This is a genomic window from Lysobacterales bacterium (genome assembly GCA_014946745.1).
GTDB lineage: Bacteria > Pseudomonadota > Gammaproteobacteria > Xanthomonadales > Xanthomonadaceae > Aquimonas.
The window spans coordinates 1332254-1353854 of sequence record JADCRD010000001.1; the positions used below are offsets into that span (position 1 = coordinate 1332254).

Genomic DNA, 21601 nt, shown 5'->3' on the forward strand with positions numbered 1-21601 from the left:
ACCGAGGTGTCGAGTCTTGGCCGCGTCGACGTGCCGCAAGCCTCGACGGGGGCGCGGACACGGCAACGCCTCCATGCATCTCGGCGTTCCGCGCCGCGCGTCGCAACTCAGCCAGCGCGCGGCAAGCGGGCCTCGCTGACGGTCGCACCTCAGCCGCTCAGGCCCGTCGCGCCAGCTGCCGCAGCACGTAGTGGAGCAGGCCGCCGTGTCGGTAGTACTCGACCTCCTTCGGCGTCAGCAGCAGCACCTGTGCGCTGAACTCGGTGCGCGTGCCGTCGGCGCGGCTCGCACGCACCCGGGCAGTGCGCGCGCGGCCGTCGTCGAGACCCTGCACGTCGAACACCTCATCGCCGCGTAGACCGTGGCTGGCAGCGCTCTCTCCGGGCTGGAACTGCAGCGGCAGCACGCCCATACCGACCAGGTTGCTGCGGTGAATCCGCTCGAAGCTCTCCGCGATCACCGCGCGCACGCCCAGCAGATACGTGCCCTTGGCCGCCCAGTCGCGCGAGGAGCCGGTGCCGTACTCCTTGCCGGCAATCACCACCAGCGGCACACCCTCGGCCTTGTATCGCATCGCCGCATCGAAGATCGATAGCTTTTCTCCGGACGGTTGATGCAGGGTGTTGCCGCCTTCCTCCCCGCCCAGCATGAGGTTCTTGATGCGGATGTTGGCGAAGGTGCCGCGCAGCATCACCTCGTCGTTGCCGCGGCGACTGCCGTAGCTGTTGAAGTCGGCGGGCTGCACGCCGCGCGCCTGCAGATAGCGGCCCGCCGGTGAGCTGGCCTTGATGTTGCCGGCCGGGCTGATATGGTCGGTGGTGATGCTGTCGCCGAACAGGCCCAGCAGGCGCGCGCCGTGGATGTCCTCGATGCCGCCGACCTCCATCGTCATGCCCTCGAAGTAGGGCGGGCTCTTGATGTAGGTGCTGGCCGCGTCCCAGGCGTAGATCTGACCGTCGGGTACCTCGATGCGGTTCCAGCGGCTGTCGCCTTGGAAGACGTCGGCGTAGTTGTGGCGGAACAGCTCGGGTCCGACGGTGCTCGCAATCAGATCGCCGATCTCCTTGTTGCTGGGCCAGAGATCGCGCAGGTACACCGGTGTGCCGTCGCTGCCCGTGCCCAGCGGCTCGCGGCTGAGATCGATGTCGGCGCTGCCGGCCAGCGCGTAGGCCACCACCAGCGGCGGCGAGGCCAGGTAGTTCATGCGCACTTCGGCGTGCACGCGGCCTTCGAAGTTGCGGTTGCCCGACAGCACCGAGACCACGTTGAGGTCGCCGCGGGCGATGCCCGCGCTCACTTCCGGCGGCAGCGGGCCGGAGTTGCCGATGCAGGTGGTGCAGCCGTAGCCGACCACGTGGAAGCCAAGCGCTTCGAGGTCGTCCATCAGTCCGGCTTTCTTCAGGTAGTCGGTGACCACCAGCGAGCCCGGGCCCAGCGAGGTCTTGACCCAGGGCTGCACCTTCAGGCCGCGCTTCGCCGCATTGCGCGCCAACAGGCCGGCACCCAGCATCACTGCAGGGTTGCTGGTGTTGGTGCAGGAGGTGATGGCGGCGATCACGACCGCGCCGTCCTTGAGCTGCACCTTCTGGCCCTTGAGTTCGATCTCGACGCTGCCGCTCTGCAGCACCTCGCGATTGCCGATCGCTGCACCGCCGCCCTCGGCGATCATCGCGTTGGATTCAGCGGAGCGCTTGCTGCGGGCAGCCGCGAACGCGGCGACGTTGTCGCGGTAGTTCTGCTTGACGTCTTCCAGCAGCACCCGGTCCTGCGGACGCTTCGGTCCAGCCAGCGAGGGCTTGACCTCGCCGAGGTCCAGGCTCAGCACGCTGCTGTATTCGGCTTCGATGGCCGGATCGCGCCACAGGCCCTGATGCTTGGCATAGGCCTCTACCAGATGGATCTGCGCTCCGCTGCGGCCGGACAGGCGCAGGTAGTTCAGGGCTTCGCCGTCGATCGGAAAGATGCCGCAGGTGGCTCCGTACTCGGGCGCCATGTTGGCGATGGTGGCGCGGTCGGCCAAGGGCAGTTGATCCAGGCCCGGGCCGAAGAACTCCACGAACTTGCCGACCACGCCGTGCTTGCGCAGCATCTGGGTCACGGTCAGCACCAGATCGGTCGCAGTGGCGCCTTCGGGCAGCCTGCCGCTCAAGCGGAAGCCCACCACCTGCGGAATCAGCATCGAGCTCGGCTGGCCCAGCATCGCGGCCTCGGCCTCGATGCCGCCCACGCCCCAGCCGAGCACGCCGATGCCGTTGATCATCGTGGTGTGGCTGTCGGTGCCGAAGACGGTGTCGGGATAGGCTTCGATAACACCGTCGACCTCCCGGGTCATCACCACCCGCGCGAGGTATTCCAGGTTCACCTGATGGACGATGCCGGTGTTGGGCGGCACCACCTTGAAGTTGTCGAAGGCGCTCTGGCCCCAGCGCAGGAAGGCATAGCGCTCGCGGTTGCGCTCGAACTCGATCTTGCCGTTGAGATCCAGCGCCTCGGGCGTGCCGAACACATCGACCTGCACGCTGTGGTCGATGACGAGCTCTGAGGGGATCAGCGGGTTGATCTGCTCGGGCCGGCCGCCCAGCTTGACCACAGCATCGCGCATCGCGGCCAGATCGACCACGCAGGGCACACCGGTGAAGTCCTGCAGCACGACGCGCGCCGGCATGAAGGCGATCTCGGTGTCGGGCTCGACCTGCGGCTGCCAGTCGATCAAAGCCTCGATATGCGTCGGCGTGACGCTGACACCGTCCTCGCAGCGCAGCAGGTTCTCCAGCAGGATTTTCAGCGAGAAGGGCAGTCGCTTCAGAGCGTGCTTGGCGCCAAGTCGGGCGAGGCTGTGGATGCGATAGTCGCGCCCATCGAGGCTCAATGTGTCGAGGGTATCGAAGCTGTTGCGCATGGCCGGCTCCTCGCGAAGGTCAGACCCTGCACCATAGCGGACAGGACATTCACACTGGGTGTTCGCGACGCGCCCGTGCCAGCCATTCGGCATTCTCTCCTCAGCCCTTGTGGGAGAGGGGCTCTGCGGGACCCGTCGAGCAGGCCGTGCCGGCCAAGCGACGAACACTCCAAGCGACGAACACTCTCTGTGCGTTTCGCGCGTGTGGAGAGACGCTTGCAGCTTTGTGCGTGCGGGGCTTTCTCCCCCTCTCCCCTTGTGGGAGAGGGGGCTGAACGCCCGCGCAGGATTTCCTTCCCCTCTCCCCAACCTGCCTTCGCTTCGCTCGGGCTCCCGAGAGCGTCGGCTGCCACCGGCAGCCGACAAGCCCTCTCTTCCGCTTCCCTACAAGGGGAGAGGGGCTATGCGGGACCCGTCGAGCTCGCGGTGCCGGCAAGCCCAGCTAAGGCAGGCAGCAAGCCGCGAGCGACGACCCTCACTCCTCACTCCTCACTCCTCGCTCCTCGCTCCCCAATCCCCGCTCTCAGCGCTTCAACAGCACCACCACCGCGCCCGTCCCGCCCTCCGAGGGCTTGGCCGAGGCATAGGCCAGCACGTCGCTGCGGAAGCGCAGCACCTTGTCGGTGAGCAGCTTGAGCACGGGCGTGGAATCCTTCGAGCGCAGGCCTTTGCCGTGGATGATGCGCACGCAGCGGTAGCCGTGTTCACGCGCTTCAGCGAGGAAGATGCGGATAGCTTCGTCGGCCAGCTCCGCGTGCATGCGATGCAGGTCGAGCTCGTCCTGCACGGCGTAGCGGCCTCGCTTCAAGTCGCGCATCAGCTTGGGCGAGTGGCCGTTGGCGAGGTACTCCAAAGTGTCGCCGAGGGTGTCGGCGGCGAACTCGAACGGCCGCAGCCGAAAGTCCTTGCCCGCCTGGATCTCGTCGGCCTCGCGCGAGCGCGGGCGCGGCGCGGGCTTGGGTGCCTCGACCGCCGGCGCTTCCACTTCGATGCGCCGCACGGGGCCAATCGCCTCGTGAAACAGGGCGAGGTCGTCCGCGCTGGCGCGTGCGGGAGGGGCGGCGGGCTGGACGGGGCGGCGCGACATGATTCGCAACATAGCGGCGCGCGCGTGAAGGGGGAAGCCGGGCAGCTTCGGCCTGTATGATTGCGGGCTTTGCAGTGAGGCCCCTCATGCGCTTTCTGGTCAGCAACGACGATGGTGTGGACGCTCCGGGCATCAAGGTGCTGGCGGACGGGCTGCGCGCCCTTGGCCCGGTCACCGTGGTGGCGCCCGACCGCGATCGCAGCGGCGCCTCCAACTCGCTCACCCTTGACCAGCCGATCCGCGTCTCCAAGGTCGACGAGCACACCTATCGATGCGCCGGCACGCCCACCGACTGCGTGCATCTGGCCCTCTGCGGCATGCTCGACTTCGACCCTGATATCGTCGTCTCCGGCATCAACAACGCGGCCAATCTGGGCGATGACGTCATCTATTCGGGCACCGTGGCGGCGGCGATGGAAGGCCGCTTTCTCGGCCATCCGGCGGTGGCGATGTCGCTGGTGACCCGCGAGGGCAGTGGGCGCCACTTCGAGTCGGCGGCGCGCGCGGCCCAACTGATCGTGCAGCGCCTCCAGACCGATCCGCTGCCGGCCGACACCATCCTCAACGTCAACGTGCCGGACCTGCCCTGGGACGAGATCCGCGGCTTCGAAGTCACGCGTCTCGGCCATCGCCACCGCGCTGAGGCCTGCCTCCCGCAGCAGGACCCGCGCGGCCGCCCGATCTGGTGGATCGGCCCGGCCGGCCCTGAGCAGGACGCCGGCCCCGGCACCGACTTCCACGCCGTGCGCATGGGCTTCATTTCGATCACGCCGATCCACGTCGACCTCACCCGCTACCAGGCGTTGGAGAAGGTCTCGGGATGGGTGAGCGCCCTGAGTGACGGCCTGCCGGGCCGCGCATGAGGGCGGGGCCGTGCATGGAGCCTTGGCGATGAGCCCCGGTCTGCGCCTGCCGCGCGAAGCCCTAGGCCTGGGCATGACCTCGCAGCGCGCGCGCGACCGCATGGTCGAGCGCCTGCGCGAGCAGGGCATCCGCGACCCGCGCGTACTTGAGGTGATGCGTACGCTGCCGCGTCATCTGTTCTGCGACGAGGCGCTTGCCTCGCGCGCCTACGAGGACACTGCCCTGCCCATCGGCCGTGCGCAGACGCTTTCTCAACCTTGGGTGGTGGCGCGCATGACCGAGGCTCTGATCGAGTTCGGGCTGCCGGGATCAGTGCTCGAACTCGGCACCGGCTCGGGCTACCAGGCCGCCGTGCTCGCCATGCTGGTCGACCAGGTCAGCAGCGTGGAGCGCATTGAGGAGCTCTCGCGAAGCGCACGTAAGCGCCTGCGCAAGCTCGGTTTCGGCAACGTGCGTGCGCGCTTCGACGACGGCCGCCTGGGCTGGCCCGAGCACGCGCCTTTCGACGCGATCATCGTCACCGCCGCGGCCGATTCGGTGGATCCGCAGCTGATCGCTCAGCTCAAGCCCGGCGGCGTCTTCGTCGCCCCGGTTGGCGGCCCTGACGGCCAGCGCCTGATCCGCCTGCGCTGGGTCGAGGAGCGCTGGCAGCAGGATGACCTGGGCCCAGTGATGTTTGTGCCGCTGCTCGGAGGCATGGCATGAGCCGGTCACTTCGCTGCACAACGCCGCCTGCATCGCTGGCTGCGCGCGAGACCCGCAGCCTCGCTTCGACGTCGGCTTCCATCGATCCGGTTGCGACCGTTTGCGGTTCGTCCGCGCTGCCGCTGGGCCTGCGCCTCGCGGCACTCTCGCTTCTGGCTCTGCTGTCCGCCTGCGGCGTTGCCCCGCGCGCGGTGGTGGTCGATCGACCCGGTCAGGAGCGCGGCCCAAGCCGAGGCAGCGCGCCGCCGCAGGACAGCGGGCGCGTGCACATCGTGCAGCGCGGCGACACCCTCTACAGCATCGCCTTCCGCCACCGCCTGGAGTACCGTCAGATCGCAGCCTGGAACGGTATCGGCGAGCCGTACACGATCTATCCCGGCCAGCGACTGCGGCTGTCTCCGCCGGGTCAGGCCGTGGCGCAGACCGGATCGCGTCCCGCGCCGAACGCCAGCGCAGGCGGCATTGTGCAGGGCAGTGCGAGACCCGCTCCGCCTTCGACACCGGCAACGGGCGGCGCCGCGAGCAGGCCGGCAAGTCCCGCCACGACTTCGCCCGTGGCATCCACCCCGACACCGCCGCCGACGACACCCGGAGCGTCGACTGCGCCTGCACCGGTCAACGCCCCTCCGGCTCCCAGACCCTCGCCATCGGCACCCAGCGGCCCGGTGCGCTGGCAGTGGCCGACATCGGGGCAGATCGTTGGGCGCTTCGTTTCCGGCGATCCGACGCGTCAGGGTTTGAGTATCGCCGGTAGCGCTGGACAGCCCGTGCGCGCGGCCGGCGCAGGCGTCGTTGTCTATTCCGGGTCAGGCCTGATCGGCTACGGCGAGCTGGTGATCATCAAGCACAACGACGAATTCCTGTCCGCCTACGGCCACAACCGAAAGCGTCTGGTGGCCGAGGGCGAGCAGGTGCGTGCCGGCCAGCAGATCGCCGAAATGGGGCGCTCGGGCGCGGCACGCGACATGCTGCACTTCGAGATCCGGCGCAGTGGGCGGCCGGTCGACCCCTTGGCACACCTGCCCGCGCGCTGAGCGCGGCGGGCAAGACAGCTGCTCGCCGCGGGCGGCACCGGCGTCCTGCAGAGTGACAGCTCGGCACGACTGCAGCAGGTGTGGGCCTCACCTGGCGCGACCTGGGGAAGCACGGATCACGTCCCATCCTCAACTTGATCGGTGCTTGCGAGCCCGGCGCAGATCCGGACTCGCGTCCGCTGGATCAAGCGCCGACGTGCTCGACCCGCGAGCGCGCCGGCCGTGGCGGGCAGCAAAGCTGAATTCTTCAGCGCTGCCTTGGCTGGGGTAGGGCGGCTGGCCGCGAGCGCCTCGCGATGTGCTGGCGGCACCGTGCAGCTTCATTTGCACGCGCTGGGACTTGACCCTCGAACCCAGAATGCAGAAGGCCCGCAGCTGCGGGCCTTCCTGAACTTCGATTGCTGCTGAGTTCGCTCAGCTCTGCTCCGGCGTGATGCCGGCGAGCAGGTCGCGCACCAAGCTGATCAGTGCGGCCTCGTTGACCGGCTTGGTCAAGTAAGCCTTGGCGCCCTGACGCAGGCCCCAGACCTTGTCGGTGACCTGGTCCTTGGTCGTGACCAGCACGATCGGGATGTGCGCCGTGGCGGGTTCCTTCGAGATCGAGCGGGTGGCCTGGAAGCCGTTCAAGTTCGGCATGACCACGTCCATCAGGATCAGGTCGGGCAGCTCGCGCTTTGCCACCTCCACGCCCTGGGCGCCGTCTTCCGCGCTGATCACCTCGTGGCCCAGCTTCTCCATGATCTTCTTCATGCCCATCAGCTGGGAGGGGGAGTCGTCGACGATCAGCACGCGTGCCATGCAGGGCCTCTTTCAGGTGTGGGGTCGGGCGTGGTGTCACGGCCCGGTTGACCCGGCGATTCTAGCCGCTTCGGCGCGGCGCACAAACCGGGCCCGGGTTCAATCCGTGATGCAGACCAAGGAGCGGCCGAAGGATCCGCCTTCCAGCATGGTGTCGAACACCGGCGCCAACTCGTCCAGGACGACGGTGCGCGTGCAGATCGCGTCCAGGTGCGCGGGCTTCCAGTCGCCCGCCAGCCGCTCCCAGATCGCCTCGCGGATCGGCCGCGCCGTGCCGGCCGAGGCGATGCCCAGCAGCGATACGCCACGGATGATGAAGGGCATCACCGTGGTCGCCAGCGCATGACCACCGGCCAGACCGCAGCTGGCGATGTTGCCGTAGGGCTGGATCACACGGGTCAACCCGGCCAGCATTTCGTCGCCGACGTTGTCGATGGCGCCAGCCCAGATCGCATTTTCCAGCGGCTTCTGGCCCCAGTGCAGGTTCTCGCGGGAGATCACCTGGCGGGCGCCGAGTCGGCTCAGAAAGTCGAGATGCCGCAGCTTGCCGGTGATCGCATGCGCCTCGTAGCCGGCGCGGGTGAGGATGTCGATGGCCAGCATCCCCACGCCGCCGGTCGCGCCGGTGACCACGATGGGCCCCATCGACGGCGTCTGCCCGTTCTGCTCCATGCGGTAGAGCGACAGCGCCGCGGTGAAGCCCGCCGTGCCAAGGATCATCGCCTCGCGCAGGTCGAGCCCGGCCGGCAGCGGGATCGTCCACTGCGAGTCCAGGCGCAGGTACTCGCTATAGCCGCCGTCGCGCGTCTCCGACAGGCCGCTGCCGGTGCACAGCACGGCGTCACCTTCCTTGAAGCGCGGATCGGTGGAGGCCACCACATGCCCCGCCGCATCGATACCACCGACCAGTGGAAACTTGCGCAGGATGCGCCCCTTGCCGGTTCCGGCCAGCGCGTCCTTGTAGTTGATCGAAGAGAACGCGACCCTCACCACCACCTCGCCGGGGCTCAGATCCTCCAGCCCGATCGACTCGATACCGGCACGATGCTTGCCGCTGTCGGCGTGGATACGGAAAGCGCGGAACCGGGCGGGAACGCTCACGGCGATCTCCTGGGCAGTCAAGTGGCCGCGGAGGATAGCAGGGGTGGCGGGTGGGGCAGGGCGACAGTGGACATGCTCGCAGCCCCGCGCAGTGCATCCGATCTGGACGCCGAACATGTTCGCGTCCTTTGCAGGGCACTGTGACAAACAGTTCGCTCAGCTTGCGGCTGCGACTGCCCGATGCGACGATCCCACGGCGTCAACGCGAGGCCGGAAAAGGCTGCCAGATTAGGCGGACGTGATGGGCGGAATGTCTGGCATAAGCGATTGATGCTGAAGATGTTGTTCCGAGGTCCGTCCGCAGGGCTCATGAATTATGCGGCGGTGTTGTCAGGACAGTTCCCGTCAAATGCTGGTTTGCACTTAAGGCGAAATGATGTCTCATATCCAAGAAGCGAAGCTACTTCACAAGTTGCAGCGCCAAATCGAAGCGCAGCCTTCCTTCCAATTTAGTGGGGTTCTGATCAGCGTTGTTCTTTGGTTGGCATTGGCTGTCTACTTCTTTTTGCTTCTGCGCCTCGATGGCGGATTCATGCTGTTCGTTGTAGCGGCTGCTTCAATTCTTTTCGGCATAGTCATTGCTACCGCCGCCTTCCGTGGCTTGGCGGCCAAACAATGGTCCTTCATAAAGCCGCACATAAACCAGGAGACAGTTGCATCACGCTTGCGCGAACTTGAGAGCCAATGCTAAAGGATGGATCGCGCGCAGCTGCGATCTGACCCGCTACTTGAACAAGGCCGGTGGCGGTCTTCGACCTTTTTTGTTGAAAGAATTTTTCAGGCGCTGGCCGGTGCGGCGTAAGCTCCCCGGTACTGCGGACACAGGTTTCTAGAACTTTCTGGCAAGGTTTCCCCAGCCAGGAGGTTCAGATGCGCAAGTCAAAGTTCACCGAGACGCAGATCGTCTCGATCCTCAAGCAGGCCGATGCGGGTATGCCGGTCAAGGACGTTTGCCGGCAGGCCGGGATCAGTGTGGCGACGTACTACCAGTGGAAGTCGAAGTTCGGTGGCATGGAGGCCTCGGAGCTCAAGCGCGTGCGCGAGCTCGAGGAGGAAAACAGCCGCCTCAAGCGCCTGTACGCCGACCTCGCGCTGGAGAACTCGGCGATGAAGGACCTGATCGCAAAAAAGTTGTAGCGCCGGCGCAGAAGCGCGAGGCGGTGCGTTTCCTCTCGGAAGCCCATCGCCTGCCGCTGCGTCGGTCCTGCGCCTGCATCGGGTTGTCGCGCTCGGCCTGGTACGCCCCGCCACTGGACTGGACGGTGCGCGATGCCGAACTGATCGCAGCGCTTTCAGAGGCTGTGCGCGAGCGGCCGAGCCGAGGTTTCTGGAAGTGCTCGGACCTGCTGCGGCGCTGCCGTCCCGACTGGAATCCCAAGCGCATCTATCGCGTGTACAAGGCCATGAAGCTCAACCTGCGCCGCCCCGCCAAGCGCCGTCTGCCCAAACGCGAGCGCGTGCCGCTGTACGTGCCGCAACTGCCCGACAGCGTGTGGTCGGCGGACTTCATGAGCGACGCGCTCACCTGCGGGCGACGCTTCCGCACCTTCAACGTGATCGACGACTTCAACCGCGAGGCCTTGCACATCGAGGTCGACACCTCGATCAACGCGCAGCGCCTGATCCGCGTCTTCGAGCGCCTGCAGCGCGAGCGTGGGCTGCCGCAGGTGCTGCGCACCGACAACGGCCCTGAGTTTCTCGGCGAAGCATTCGTGGCTTGGGCGAAGTCCCAAGGTATGGCCATCCAGTACATCCAGCCCGGCAAGCCCAATCAAAACGCCTACATCGAGCGCTTCAACCGGACATTCCGCGAGGAGGTCCTGGACCAGCACCTGTTCTCTCGCTTGGACGACGTCCGCGAGGCGGCGTGGTGGTGGATGCTCGACTACAACGAGGAACGACCCCATGACGCCCTCGACGGGATGACACCCGCCGAGCGCAAAGCCCAAGCAGCCGAAGGTTCTAGGAATTCCTTGTCCGCTTGACGGGAGAGCTTACGGTGGGTGTCGCCTTTCTGTTCGGCGAGCAGGCGGTTGCCGTCCCAGCAGAAGAGGGTGGGGACGTTGTGGGTTGGCCTGTTTTCTTGGGCGTTGCGGGTGGTCGAGAGCGGTGGGTCAAGACCCACCCTATGGGGGCTTGAGGGCGGTGTTGGGGTGGGGCGATCAGGCGTGTCGCCCTGCGCGTGGCGGGTGGTCGAGAGCGGTGGGTCGAGACCCACCCTATGGGGGCGCGGGGCTTTGAGCGCTTCGGCGAGTGCGGTTTCGTCGCCGTGTTCGATCCACGCGTTCGCTGCGGCTTCGCTGATCGGGTACTTGGCGATGCGGCGGCCGAAGGGGTCGTAGTCGTAGGCCCAGTGTTCGCGGGAGGTCGAGTCGCTGGCGGGAGCGAAAGGGGCGACTCCGCTGCGGCGCGCTTCCAGTGCAGTGAGACTCGTGCCGCCTGAGCCTGAGCCTGCAGTGCTTGCAACGCTGCGCAGGCTTTGCGCTTGCGCTTGCGCTTGCGCCTGCGAGCCCGCGGACGCAGACCCCGTCGCCTCGTTGGCCGCCCTATTGATGCCTTCACCGCGCTCGACACAGAGCACCCGCAGCTGATGCTCGGCGTCCCAGTGCAGGCGCATGCGCTGATGACCGCCGCTGCGCTTCTCGACGGTGTTGCCCCAAGTGTCGTAGCGGTAGCGATGCTCGCCGTAGACGGTGAGGCGGTTGGGTTTGGCCTCGCCCCATTGGCTGGGGTCGCTGGCACGCTGCTCGGGCGTCAGCAGCGGGTTGAAGTTCCGGTCGTGAATGTTCTCGCGGACATACTCGGCCCACTCGGCTTCGGTCCAGGTCTTCTGGCTGCCGGGTGTCTGGCCCTGCAGCTGGTTCGGGTCGAGCAGGTTGCTGGCGGGGTCGAAGGCGAAGCGCTCGACACCCAGCGGGCCTTGCGCGGCCAGCAGGCGGCCGGTGGCGTCGTAGCGGTAGAGGCTGCGGCCGGTGCGCTGGTCGTCGATGCCCAGCAGCTGGCCGCTGCGGTCGTAGTGGTAGTGGCGGGCGATCCTGGGTTCGGGCGTCGGCGCATTCGCGTCGGTGGGACGCACGAACTGGCGGATCAGCCGGCCGGCTGCGTCGCGCTCGAAGAAGCTGCGCAGCGCACCCTGCGTGCGCACGGTCTCGCGGTGCAGGGCATCGCGCTCGAACTCGGTGATGACCTCGCCATCGAGCTTGAGCTTGGACACGTGGCCCGAGCCGTACAGCTCGGGCTTGAGCACGCGGCCGTCGGGCAGCACGGTCTCGACCCGATCGCCGAGGCCGTCGTAGCGGTGGGTGATGCGGAACTCGCGGCCGTCGCGGGTGTGGGTGGTTTCGTGCGCGAGTCGGCCGGTGGGCGTGTAGGCCAGCTCGACGCGGGCCTGGGCGTTGCGCGCCTGCACCAGCAGGCCGTTGCGGCTGTAGGCGTAGCGGGCGCGGGTGGTGCGAACGGCGGGCGCGGTCGCGGCGGTGATGGCTGATGCGCCGGCAGCCGCCGCAGCACCTGCGCCCGCACGCGAGCTCGCGTTCGTGCCGATGGGCTCTGCCGCGCGCACCGCGACCTTCTCCATCAGCCGGCCCATGGCATCGCGCTGGTAGTGGCTGCGCAGCACGCCGGGCGCGCGCGGCGCCATCCACTCGGCCCCGACGGGCACGCCGTCGGCGGATTCGATCAGCTCACCCGCGCGGTTGTAACGGTAGTCAATGCGTCGTGCATCGAAGCCCTGTTCGCTGATCAGCCGGTCGGCGGCGTCCCAGCCGAAGCGGTACAGCGCGCCGTTCTCGTTGGTCAGCGTGGCCAGCCGACCGTGGCGGTAGTACTGGTAGGCCAGGCGATGGCCGAGGGCGTTCTCACGCGCCATCGGGCGGCCGGCCGGGTCGAGCAGGTAGCGGGTCGCGTGGCCCTGCGGATCGTGGTGGGCGATGAGGCGGCCCAGCGGGTCGTAGGCAAAGCGCTCGACCGCGCCGTCGGGATGCGTCATCGCCACCACGCGGTCGGGGCGGTTGAGGCGCTGGTACTGGTAGTGGGTGATGCCCCCGAGCGCGTCGACGAGGCGCAGCAAGTTGCCGCGCGGGAGATTCAGTCAGTTGTCAAAGAGCTATTCCGCCTACGAATGTGGAGTCAATGATGGCTGAAGCCAACCGCCCTCAACACAAAGCGCAGCTTCTGGAACTCCTGCTCGAATACAAGATTCTTCGGTACAAGATTTGGCCCTGGATCTTGTACAGCGTGAGGCTGCGGGGCATACTCAGTCGAGTTGCCAATCGGAGTACGCCATGGCTATGTCCGAGGATGAATTCACTCTTGGCGCAATCGAACTGCTCCATAGGTTTGGTGTTCGGGTTGCTCGAGTGCCAATAGAAGCCGATGCAAAAACTCCCGATCTTCGTGGGGCCGGAGGCCCCGACCTGTATGCGATTGAACTCAAGCAGCGAGACAGTGACCGTGTTCTGAATGCTCTTCCTGAGGTCGAACCAGCTGCTCTTCAGCAGCTTGCCCCATTCGGATTGACGAGAGACCGAGCTGTTCAATCCTTGATTCGGGTCGGCGCTCATCAGCTGCGACGCGAGCTGGAGACAACCCTTCGGCTCATTTGGGTGCACTGTGAAGGCTTCGACTCGGAGTCCGATCAAGTTCAAGTTCAGAACTCCCTTCTTGGTTCTGAGTATCTGCTTGATCGGGGCGAAGGAGGGCGAGTATACCTTTGCCACTTCTTCGGTGAGAGCGACTTCTGGCGATATCGAGCCGAGCTCGACGGCGCGATTGTCTCGCGACAGGTCGACAAGCACAACGTCAACTTCTCTTTTCTCCTCAATCCGCATTCCCCACGGCTCGATCGTTTGGTGGCATCCACTATTGCCACATCGATTGGAGCCAAAGCTTTGGTAAATGTGAGAGAGGAAGAAGCGGCTGGCGCGTGCCTGATTGCTGACTGCGAGATTGCCCGGGGCGACAGTGACGCTGTCCTGGCTTATGTTCGAAACAAGTACGGCCTAGACCTAGTTCGCGTTCCGATTCATAGGTATGGCGGAGTGATGCAATGGTGAGCGTTTCGCGCAGTAGCCTAACGTTAAAGGATGGATCGCGCGCAGCCGCGATCTAATCCGGTGGTTGAACAAGCCCGGTGGCGGTTTTCGGAGTTCTTACAGAAACAGCTTTCAGGCTCCTGCCGGTGCAATGCCGGTGCTGATGCGGAAGCGGTGAATTCACCGTCCTCACGCCCGATATCTGCGCGTTCAGCGATGTTTGTCAGCGGCAACTCGCCTATTCTGAAGTTTGCCCCGCGCATTCGGTGCGAGCGGTCTAGACGCGCGTCATCACGCGGTTTCGCTGCCTGCATCGGCGGGCGGTCTACACCCTGCCGTGAGCCTCTGCAGGCGTGGGCGTTTGGAAGCTTTCGATGCAAGACTATGGCGGGGCAGCAGGCCGTATCCGCATCGGTTGCCCGCAGTGTCGACACAGCAATTGTGTTCGCGTTCTGGGCTCGGCGGGCGGCAGGGCGACACGAAGCACTAGCTGTACACGTTGCAGCAGGGGCGTGATGATCCGGCAACTGACATTTAGAGCTACCCTTGCAGCGTGTTGCGATTGGCAGTTGGATTGGCCCGACAGCTAGCCATAAAAGTATTCCATCCAGCCTTCATGGTTGACTTCAGGAAAATCGAGGAGGGCGTGTTCTATGCCGCGCGATGACCCGTCATCCTGTCGAACCCGCTCCATTCCTAAACGCCCTCGCGTCTCCGCGCAGACTCGTAAACACCTCAGGAACTCGGTCAGCGATCTTCCGAATGACACTAAGGGGCCTCCGGCGAGTCCGCCCAGCACCTTGCCGTTTCCGGCCTGTAGCACTGCGATAGGGTTGAAGTCTTGTTGCACCACGAATACGACCGCATCTGCGTTCGCGAGCTCGGGGATATCATCAAAATAGGTCTGCCAGCGGTCGATCTCCCCTTTTCCAAGGAAGTGGCACACGTTTCCGCCAATGTCAAAGTCCAGGCCCGTTTCTGGCAGTGATTCTAAAAGATCCTGCAGGTGCGTTCGTTGGTCGGAGTGTTGCGAGTTGGTTTGAGTTTCTTTCGCTCTCCGTTCAACTGAGGCTGCGATCAGTGTGAAGTCTGCGGAGTATTCATGACTGTTCATGGGCAGCCTCTTCGTGCTGTGTCGATCATTGCTTGTCTATCGATTAGCCTTCCCCTTGAAACGTTTCGGGTGCTGCCCCGATGGCCTTGAGGTGAGTGGAAGTGCTCGTTGTAGGCGTTCGGCATATTTGTGCTATTTGGGTGGTTTGGGTTCTCCAGAAAGACGATGTTTCTGGGGTCGCCTTGCCATTTTGATCCTAGGCTTCCATTGTTTTTCACGCTGTTTATGTGGTGTCCTGTATATCCGAGATTTGTCATTACGCTCGACAGCTCTCCTGGTCTGTGGCCAACGGGTGCGTTCAGAATTGCTTGAATTTCGGACGGACTCCAGTTTCTCGTCCCTGAGCCGGTTAAGGAAATCAACTCTTTCTCGAGCGCCCATGCTCTATCGATGGCATCCTGACGACTGCCAGCCTGTGCAGTAAGTTCGTCCCGTGGTTTGTAGCGGATGAGACCTGGAACGCAGGTTAGGCCAAGTGGGTCGGCCCAGTTAACTGGGTTGCTTGCGAAGATGTATAGATTCCATCCACCCGAGAGACCGATAGGATCGTGACTTTGGAATCGGCCGACCTCAGGCTCGTAATACCGAAACCGGTTGTAATGCAGCCCCGATTCCGCATCCGCGTACTGCCCTTGGAAGCGCAGATTGCATTCCAGCGGTTCGACTTGCTCCTCGATGACCTCCGCGACGGTGTTGCCCTGGCGGGTGAGGATACGCCGGGGTGGGTTTGAGGTGATCGCCTTGCCCCAGGCGGCGTAGTTGGCGGTCCAGACGAGGTGGCCGTCGGTGTCGGTGATCTCGCGCGGGGTGCCGAGGTGGTCGACGTGGACGTGGTAGACCTCGGGCTTGGGCGGGGTGGGGGCCTCAGGTTCGGGGGATTGGCCGAGCTGACGGGCGAGCTTGCGGCGTTGGGCTTCGAGCTTGGCCCATTGTTCGGGGTGGCGGTCTTTGAGGCTGAGCAGTTCGGGTGGGAGCAGTGGGCTGCGGTCAGTGTCGTTCGCGTTGGCTGTGCTTTGCGTGGCCGCGTTCGCGCTGGGCTTCGGGCCCTTGGTCGCGCGCGTGCCTGCGGTGGTGCCAGATGCGTCAGCCGTGTCCGCGTTCGCCACCGTCCAGCGCACGATCGCCAGCGGCACGAAACTGTCGGGCTCGTAGAGGTAAAGCTGGTGGGTGTCGCCTTTCTGTTCGGCGAGGAGGCGGTTGCCGTCCCAGCAGAAGAGGGTGGGGACGTTGGGGTTTGGCCCGCGGTGTTGTGCGTGGCGGGTGGATGAGAGCGGTGGGTCAAGACCCACCCTATGGGGGCTTGAGGGTGGTGTTGGGGTGGGGCGATCCGGCGTGTCGCCCTGCGTGTGGCGGGTGGTTGAGCGCGGTGGGTCGAGACCCACCCTATGGGGGCGCGGGGCTTTGAGCGCTTTGGCGAGTGCGGTTTCGTCGCCGTGTTCGATCCACGCGTTCGCTGCGGCTTCGCTGATCGGGTACTTGGCGATGCGGCGGCCGAAGGGGTCGTAGTCGTAGGCCCAGTGTTCGCGGGTGGTCGAGTCGCTGGCGGGAGCGAGAGGGGCGGCTCCGCTGCGGCGCGCTTCCAGTGCAGTGAGACTCGTGCCCCCTGCGCCTGCGCTCGAGGTGGTTGCAACGCTGCGCGCGCGAGTTGCTGGGGTCTGTGGGCCCGCGGACGCAGACCGCGTCGCCTCGTTCGCCGCACGATTGATGCCCTCACCGCGCTCGACGCAGATCACCCGCAGCTGATGCTCGGCGTCCCAGTGCAGGCGCATGCGCTGATGGCCGCCGCTGCGCTTCTCGACGGTGTTGCCCCAGGTGTCATACCGGTAGCGGTGTTCGCCGTAGACGGTGAGGCGGTTGGGTTTGGCCTCGCCCCACTGGCTGGGGTCGGACGCGCGCTGCTCGGGCGTCAGCAGCGGGTTGAAGTTCCGGTCGTGAATGTTCTCGCGGACATACTCGGCCCACTCGGCTTCGGTCCAGGTCTTCTTGCTGCCGGAGGCTTGATCCTGCGGCTGGTTCGGATCGAGGAGGTTGCTGGCGGGGTCGAACGCGAAGCGCTCCACGCCCAGCGGGCCTTGCGCGGCCAGCAGTCGGCCGGTGGCGTCGTAGCGGTAGAGGCTGCGGCCGGTGCGCTGGTCGTCGATGCCCAGCAGCTGGCCGCTGCGGTCGTAGTGGTAGTGGCGGGCGATCTTGGGTTCAGGCGTCGGCGCATTCGCGTCGGTCGGGCGCACGAACTGGCGGATCAGCCGGCCGGCTGCGTCGCGCTCGAAGAAGCTGCGCAGCGCACCCTGCGTGCGCACGGTCTCGCGGTGCAGGGCATCGCGCTCGAACTCGGTGATGACCTCGCCGTCGAGCTTGAGCTTGGACACGTGGCCCGAGCCGTACAGCTCGGGCTTGAGCACGCGGCCGTCGGGCAGCACGGTCTCGACGCGATTGCCGAGGCCGTCGTAGCGGTGGCTGATGCGGAACTCGCGGCCGTCGCGGGTGTGGGTGGTCTCGTGCGCGAGTCGGCCGGTGGGCGTGTAGGCCAGCTCGACGCGGGCCTGGGCGTTGCGCGCCTGCACCAGCAGGCCGGTGCGGCTGTAGGCGTAGCGGGCGCGGGTGCTGCGAACGGCGGGCGCGGTCGAGGTGGTGATGGCTGATGCGCCGGCAGCCGCCGCAGCACCTGCGCCCGCCCGCGAGCTCGCGTGCGTGCCGGTGGGCTCTGCCGCGCGCACCGCGACCTTCTCCATCAGCCGGCCCATCGCATCGCGCTGGTAGTGGCTGCGCAGCACGCCGGGCGCGCGCGGGGCCATCCACTCGGCGCCATAGGGCACGCCGTCGGCGGATTCGATCAGCTCACCCGCGGCGTTGTAACGGTAGTCGATGCGTCGCGCATCGAAGCCCTGCTCACTGATCAGCCGGTCGGCGGCGTCCCAGCCGAAGCGGTACAGCGCACCGTTCTCGTTGGTGAGCGTGGAAAGGCGCCCGTGGCGGTCGTACTGGTAGGCCAGGCGATGGCCGAGCGCGTTCTCGCGCGCAAGCGGGCGGCCGGCCGGGTCGAGCAGGTAGCGGGTCGCGTGGCCCTGCGGATCGTGGTGGGCGATCAGGCGGCCCAGCGGGTTGTAGGCAAAGCGCTCGACCGCGCCATCGGGATGCGTCATCGCCACCACGCGGTCGCGGCGATTGAGGCGCTGGTACTGGTAGTGGGTGATGCCGCCGAGGGCATCGGTGACGCGCAGCAGGTTGCCGCGGCGGTCGTACTCGAAGCGCGTGGTCGAGCCCACGCAGTCGCGGTGCGCGATCAGGCGGCCGGCGGCGTCGTACTGCAGGATCGACTCGCCGCCTCGGGCATCCAGCACATGCACCGGCCGGCCCAGGGCATCGAGCGTGTAGCGGGTGATCGCGCCATCGGCCGTCTGCGACTGGATCAGATTGCCGCGGGCATCGAACTCGAAGAGGGTGCGCTGGCCCAGCGGATCGGTGATCTGCACCGGCTTGCGGTGCTGCGGGTGGTAGCGCAGGTTCCAGTCGGCGCCGTCAGGCTGCTCGACGCGGATCAGGTTGCCGCGGCCGTCGTAGCTGTGGCGCGTCACCCGACCCAGCGGGTCGGTGACGCTGAGCAGATTGCCGTGGATGTCGCGCTGGTACTGCGTCTGCGTGCCGTCGGGCGCGGTCAGCGCGATGAGGTGCTGTTGCTCGTCGTAGCGGTGGAGGCTGACGCGGCCCTCGGCGTCGCTGACCCGCGTCTCGCGGGTCAGCGCGTCGTAGGCAAAGCGCTGCACTTCGCCGAGCGAGCTGCGGGCGCAGAGCACGCGGCCCTTGGGCGAGAGCTGGTCCCAGTCGTACTGCACCGACACGCCGCCGGGCTCGCCCTGCTCGACCATCTGGCCGGCGGCGTAGCGGAAGCTGCGCACCACCTGGCCCTGATCATCGACGACCTCGCTGAGATCGCCCTCGGTGCTGTAGCGGTATTCGACCAGGCGCGTGGATGAAGCAAAGCGCCCTGCGGCATCGGGCGCGCCGATCAGCTCCAGCACCTCGACCAGACGGGTCTGCTGGCCGGCGATGTCGTGGCGGAAGTTCAGGCCCACGTGTTGGCCGTCGCTGGTCTCGATGACCTGGGGCAGACCGTCGGGCGTGTAGTGCAGGCGCAGCCAGTGGCCGTTGGGGTCGATCAAGCCGATCAGCACCAGGGTGTCGGCCTGCGGCGGGCGCTGGTCGGCGCCGGCGTCGGACAAGGCCGCGGGGTCGATGCCCTGCTGCTGCGCAAGGCGCGCGACGGCGGCTTGGAAGGCCTCGGCTTCGCGCGCCTCGGCGGCGTCGCGCTCGCTGAGCTTGGCGATGTCGGCAGGGCCCAGCGCAAAAATGAGACGCAGGCCGTCGGGGCTCAGCAGCTCCAGCAGATTGCGCTGCGGGCGCGAGAGGGTGGTGTGCTCGTAGGGCGAGAAGAAGGCGTCGCCGATGGCGAGCTGCGGGAACCGCGTGCGCCGGCCGAAGGCGTCGATGAAGACGTAGGCGCCGGGCTCGATCTCGACACGGAACGACAGTGGCAGGGTCCAGCCCCGACCCAGCCAGCCGGAATCTGGATTGTTCGAGGTGTAGCTGCGCTGCCAGGCAAGCGGCAGCGGCGCGTCAATGACGAAGTCGAGCTCGGCGTCGCTGGACAGCACGAGGCTGCCCGCAGCGCGGTTGACGTGGCCGTTCAGCATATGGGGCATGCAGTGTTGGCTCGGCCATTGGCGTCCTCTTCTACAGCGTCCTTGTCATGCGGACGCTGTGTGCGGGAGGCGGCGGGCGGAGTCTGGCGGACAGGAGGGGTCTGGGGTGTCGCAGCCGGCGCGTCTGGACTGGGCCGCTGCGTGCCGGCTCTACGTGCGTTTATTCGGTCGAAGATCTTGTCCGAGAGGTTGTCCATCCGGCCGCCGGTAAGGCGGATCACGGTGCCGAGACGCGATGCCGCCGAGGCGGCGCCCTTTGTGACCAGCACGTCCGCAGCCAGGGCGGCGCCTACCTGGGCGGCTGTGACCGCGACTTCGGCCTTGGCGGTGCCGTGCATCTCGCCCAGCTTCTCCGACATGGGGCGGGGATCAAGCAGCAGCTCGCGCAGCACCCCGACCAGGCTGCAGGCGAGCTCGCCCAGCATCTCCATCAGCCATTCCTTGCAGGCGTCGATGACGTCCTGCGGGTTGACGTCGCGAACAAATTCGTAGAGCGCCTGCGCCCCCTCGGCCGCGCTGATGGCGCCGTTCTTGATGTCGGTCAGGATCTCGCCGCTGGTGGTGTAGTTCCAGGCGGCTCCTGCTTTGTCCACCACCCAGCTACCGGCGGCAGAGGCATCGCTCAAGATTTCCCCGCTGGCCACGTAGTTCCAGCTGCTGCTGGCTGCGCCCTTGGTCCAGTCCCAGGCCCGTGACAGGAAGCCTCCCGCTTGTTCCGCGTATTGGCCCAAGCGTGCGCGAGTCGCTGCGTCCGAGGCCTGGTTGAACCGCACCAGAAAGCCCAGCGGGTCAGCCATGAACTCGCGCGCCATCTGCTCGGCCAGCGCGTTGATGAGGCCGGCAAACTGGGCGCTGCAGTCGGCGTTGGGGCCGGCGAGCACTCCCGCATTGATGGCGCCGGGCGTTGGCGGCATGCCTGGGCCGCTGATCGTGCCCATGTGGCCATGCGCGGTCGCAAAGCTGCCCTCGACCGGATTGTTGCGAAGGCTCTCGGCCGGCACGAAGGTCTTGCCGGTGATCGGATCGATGGCCTTCGAGCGCAGCAGGAACAGCGGCGCGCTGTTGCCATTCGTCCGCAGGGCTGGCATCACCGCGAACTCAAGACTCACCGCCGGTACGCTGGGGACCTGACGGCTACCGAAGGGTGTCATCGCCAGACTAGGCGACACGACCGTCGCGAAGTGACCGCGGATGGCTTCCGCTTTTTTCGGATCACCCATGGGCCACCTCGCCCGACAGCGTGTGGTGGGGCGCGCAGTGGACATCGATGCGATCGATGCGCTCGTCCCAGGCGATGATCCGGTGATAGCGCAGCGACACCTGGTTCCGGTCGAGATCGATCAGCACGGTGTCGAGGCGCAGCTGCGCCGCTTCTGCGTGGCCGTCCTCGAAGTGCGCCACCGTCATTGCGGTAAAGGGCGGCATTGCGAGCGTGAGCCGCGGCGCTTGGGCAAGACCGAGCAGTGTGACTTCATCGCCTTCGCGGAGGTAGCCATCGGCCTGCTGGTCGGGCGGCGCGGCGTTCCAGTAGCGCAGGTCCATGTCCAGCGGGATGTTTGGCTTGTGCTGGTCTTCCCACGCCTTGTCATAGGTGCCCATGTAGCGGGCGCGCGAGGGAAAGAAGCCAGGCACCGGCCCCAGACCACCGACGGGGACGTCTTTGCCGAAGCGGCTGATGGCGCCATCCCAGGCTTCAATCTGAGCCGCGCGGTACTCGCGGTTCGTGTCGGCTCGGGCGCGTCCGATGTAGCCGCAACCAAAGGGATTGTCGGCGTAGAACTCCCCTTCGGCGAATTGATCCTTGCTCTCGTCGCTGACGCCGCCGTAGGCGTTCTCGTACAGCAACTCCACGCCCGACGTAGGCACCGGCGGGCTCAGTGTCCAGCCGGACAGCAGGCTGTGACGCCACGCACGCGGGCCGAACAGGCGAAGGCGCTTCTCGCGCTTTCCGATCACGAGGCCTGCGTCCCACTGTGCAACGGGCCTGCCGCCCGGCGGGCGAGCCGTGCCAAGTACGAGCACGTCGGTGTTCGGCTTGAAGGGGATCAGGTCGCCCGGATTCAAGAGGCTGGAGCGCATCGGCCGATCGCGCCAGACTTCGTCGAGCGCGAAGCCGGGCGCACGAAGTAGGCCGCTGAGCCGACCGTTCTCGTCAAAGGCGAGAGTGACCTTGGCGGAAACCGCGTGATAGCGATTGCCGTGCCAGAAGCGGCGTTCCACCGCCTGCACGGGGTACAGGGACTGGTTGACGATGACGGTCATGTCGGCG

At 66.3% G+C, this 21601-nt stretch carries 15 protein-coding genes; 6 read left to right on the forward strand and 9 right to left on the reverse strand.

Annotated elements, in window-relative coordinates; genetic code table 11:
* Positions 1–157: 157 nt before the first annotated feature.
* Both acnA and H4O13_05350 read right to left on the reverse strand, forming a co-directional pair.
* Positions 158–2899, reverse strand: coding sequence for an aconitate hydratase AcnA (acnA, locus tag H4O13_05345; GenBank protein ID MBE5314811.1), 2742 nt, complete (start codon positions 2897–2899; stop codon positions 158–160).
* Positions 2900–3422: 523 nt separating this feature from the next.
* Positions 3423–3986, reverse strand: coding sequence for a Smr/MutS family protein (locus H4O13_05350; GenBank protein ID MBE5314812.1), 564 nt, complete (start codon positions 3984–3986; stop codon positions 3423–3425).
* Positions 3987–4072: 86 nt separating this feature from the next.
* On the opposite strand from H4O13_05350, the gene surE reads away from it, so the two are divergent.
* From surE to H4O13_05365, 3 genes are read left to right on the forward strand one after another with little or no spacing between them, the layout of a single operon-like run.
* Positions 4073–4849 carry a 5'/3'-nucleotidase SurE gene (gene surE / locus H4O13_05355; protein MBE5314813.1) on the forward strand — a complete coding sequence of 259 codons (777 nt, stop codon included), beginning with the start codon at positions 4073–4075 and terminating at the stop codon, positions 4847–4849.
* Between the two features lie 28 nt (positions 4850–4877).
* Complete coding sequence (locus H4O13_05360; GenBank protein ID MBE5314814.1) at positions 4878–5555, forward strand: protein-L-isoaspartate(D-aspartate) O-methyltransferase; 678 nt, start codon at positions 4878–4880, stop codon at positions 5553–5555.
* Positions 5552–6589 carry a peptidoglycan DD-metalloendopeptidase family protein gene (locus tag H4O13_05365; protein MBE5314815.1) on the forward strand — a complete coding sequence of 346 codons (1038 nt, stop codon included), beginning with the start codon at positions 5552–5554 and terminating at the stop codon, positions 6587–6589. Before H4O13_05360 ends, H4O13_05365 begins: the two co-directional genes overlap by 4 nt.
* Positions 6590–7003: 414 nt before the next feature.
* Here H4O13_05365 and H4O13_05370 read toward each other — a convergent pair whose 3' ends face one another.
* Complete coding sequence (locus H4O13_05370) at positions 7004–7387, reverse strand: response regulator (protein MBE5314816.1); 384 nt, start codon at positions 7385–7387, stop codon at positions 7004–7006.
* A 99-nt stretch (positions 7388–7486) separates the two neighbouring features.
* Positions 7487–8605 (reverse strand): oxidoreductase, encoded by a 1119-nt coding sequence (locus H4O13_05375; protein ID MBE5314817.1) that lies wholly within the window; start codon positions 8603–8605, stop codon positions 7487–7489.
* A gap of 259 nt (positions 8606–8864) precedes the next feature.
* Between H4O13_05375 and H4O13_05380 the strand changes: the two genes are divergently transcribed.
* Positions 8865–9179 carry a hypothetical protein gene (locus tag H4O13_05380; protein MBE5314818.1) on the forward strand — a complete coding sequence of 105 codons (315 nt, stop codon included), beginning with the start codon at positions 8865–8867 and terminating at the stop codon, positions 9177–9179.
* Positions 9180–9358: 179 nt separating this feature from the next.
* Positions 9359–10473, forward strand: a protein-coding gene (locus H4O13_05385; GenBank protein ID MBE5314819.1) for an IS3 family transposase whose coding sequence is annotated in 2 segments (ribosomal slippage) — positions 9359–9611 and positions 9611–10473 — 1116 coding nt in all. Because the reading frame shifts where the segments join, the coding sequence is not laid out codon by codon here.
* Here the strand turns inward: H4O13_05385 and H4O13_05390 are convergent.
* On the reverse strand, positions 10374–12557 hold the full coding sequence (locus tag H4O13_05390) for an RHS repeat protein (GenBank protein ID MBE5314820.1): 2184 nt from the start codon (positions 12555–12557) through the stop codon (positions 10374–10376). The two genes, H4O13_05385 and H4O13_05390, sit on opposite strands and share 100 nt — an antisense overlap.
* A gap of 214 nt (positions 12558–12771) precedes the next feature.
* On the opposite strand from H4O13_05390, the gene H4O13_05395 reads away from it, so the two are divergent.
* Positions 12772–13542 carry a hypothetical protein gene (locus H4O13_05395; GenBank protein ID MBE5314821.1) on the forward strand — a complete coding sequence of 257 codons (771 nt, stop codon included), beginning with the start codon at positions 12772–12774 and terminating at the stop codon, positions 13540–13542.
* Between the two features lie 565 nt (positions 13543–14107).
* Here the strand turns inward: H4O13_05395 and H4O13_05400 are convergent.
* The 4 genes from H4O13_05400 to H4O13_05415 are packed head-to-tail and all read right to left on the reverse strand — an operon-like array spanning position 14108 to position 21594.
* Positions 14108–14635, reverse strand: coding sequence for a hypothetical protein (locus H4O13_05400; protein MBE5314822.1), 528 nt, complete (start codon positions 14633–14635; stop codon positions 14108–14110).
* Positions 14632–19332 (reverse strand): RHS domain-containing protein, encoded by a 4701-nt coding sequence (locus tag H4O13_05405; protein MBE5314823.1) that lies wholly within the window; start codon positions 19330–19332, stop codon positions 14632–14634. The genes H4O13_05400 and H4O13_05405 overlap by 4 nt, the downstream gene beginning before the upstream one ends.
* Positions 19317–20552 (reverse strand): hypothetical protein, encoded by a 1236-nt coding sequence (locus tag H4O13_05410; protein MBE5314824.1) that lies wholly within the window; start codon positions 20550–20552, stop codon positions 19317–19319. Before H4O13_05410 ends, H4O13_05405 begins: the two co-directional genes overlap by 16 nt.
* Positions 20545–21594, reverse strand: a complete 1050-nt coding sequence (locus H4O13_05415; GenBank protein ID MBE5314825.1) for a DUF2169 domain-containing protein — start codon at positions 21592–21594, stop codon at positions 20545–20547. Before H4O13_05415 ends, H4O13_05410 begins: the two co-directional genes overlap by 8 nt.
* Positions 21595–21601: the final 7 nt, after the last annotated feature.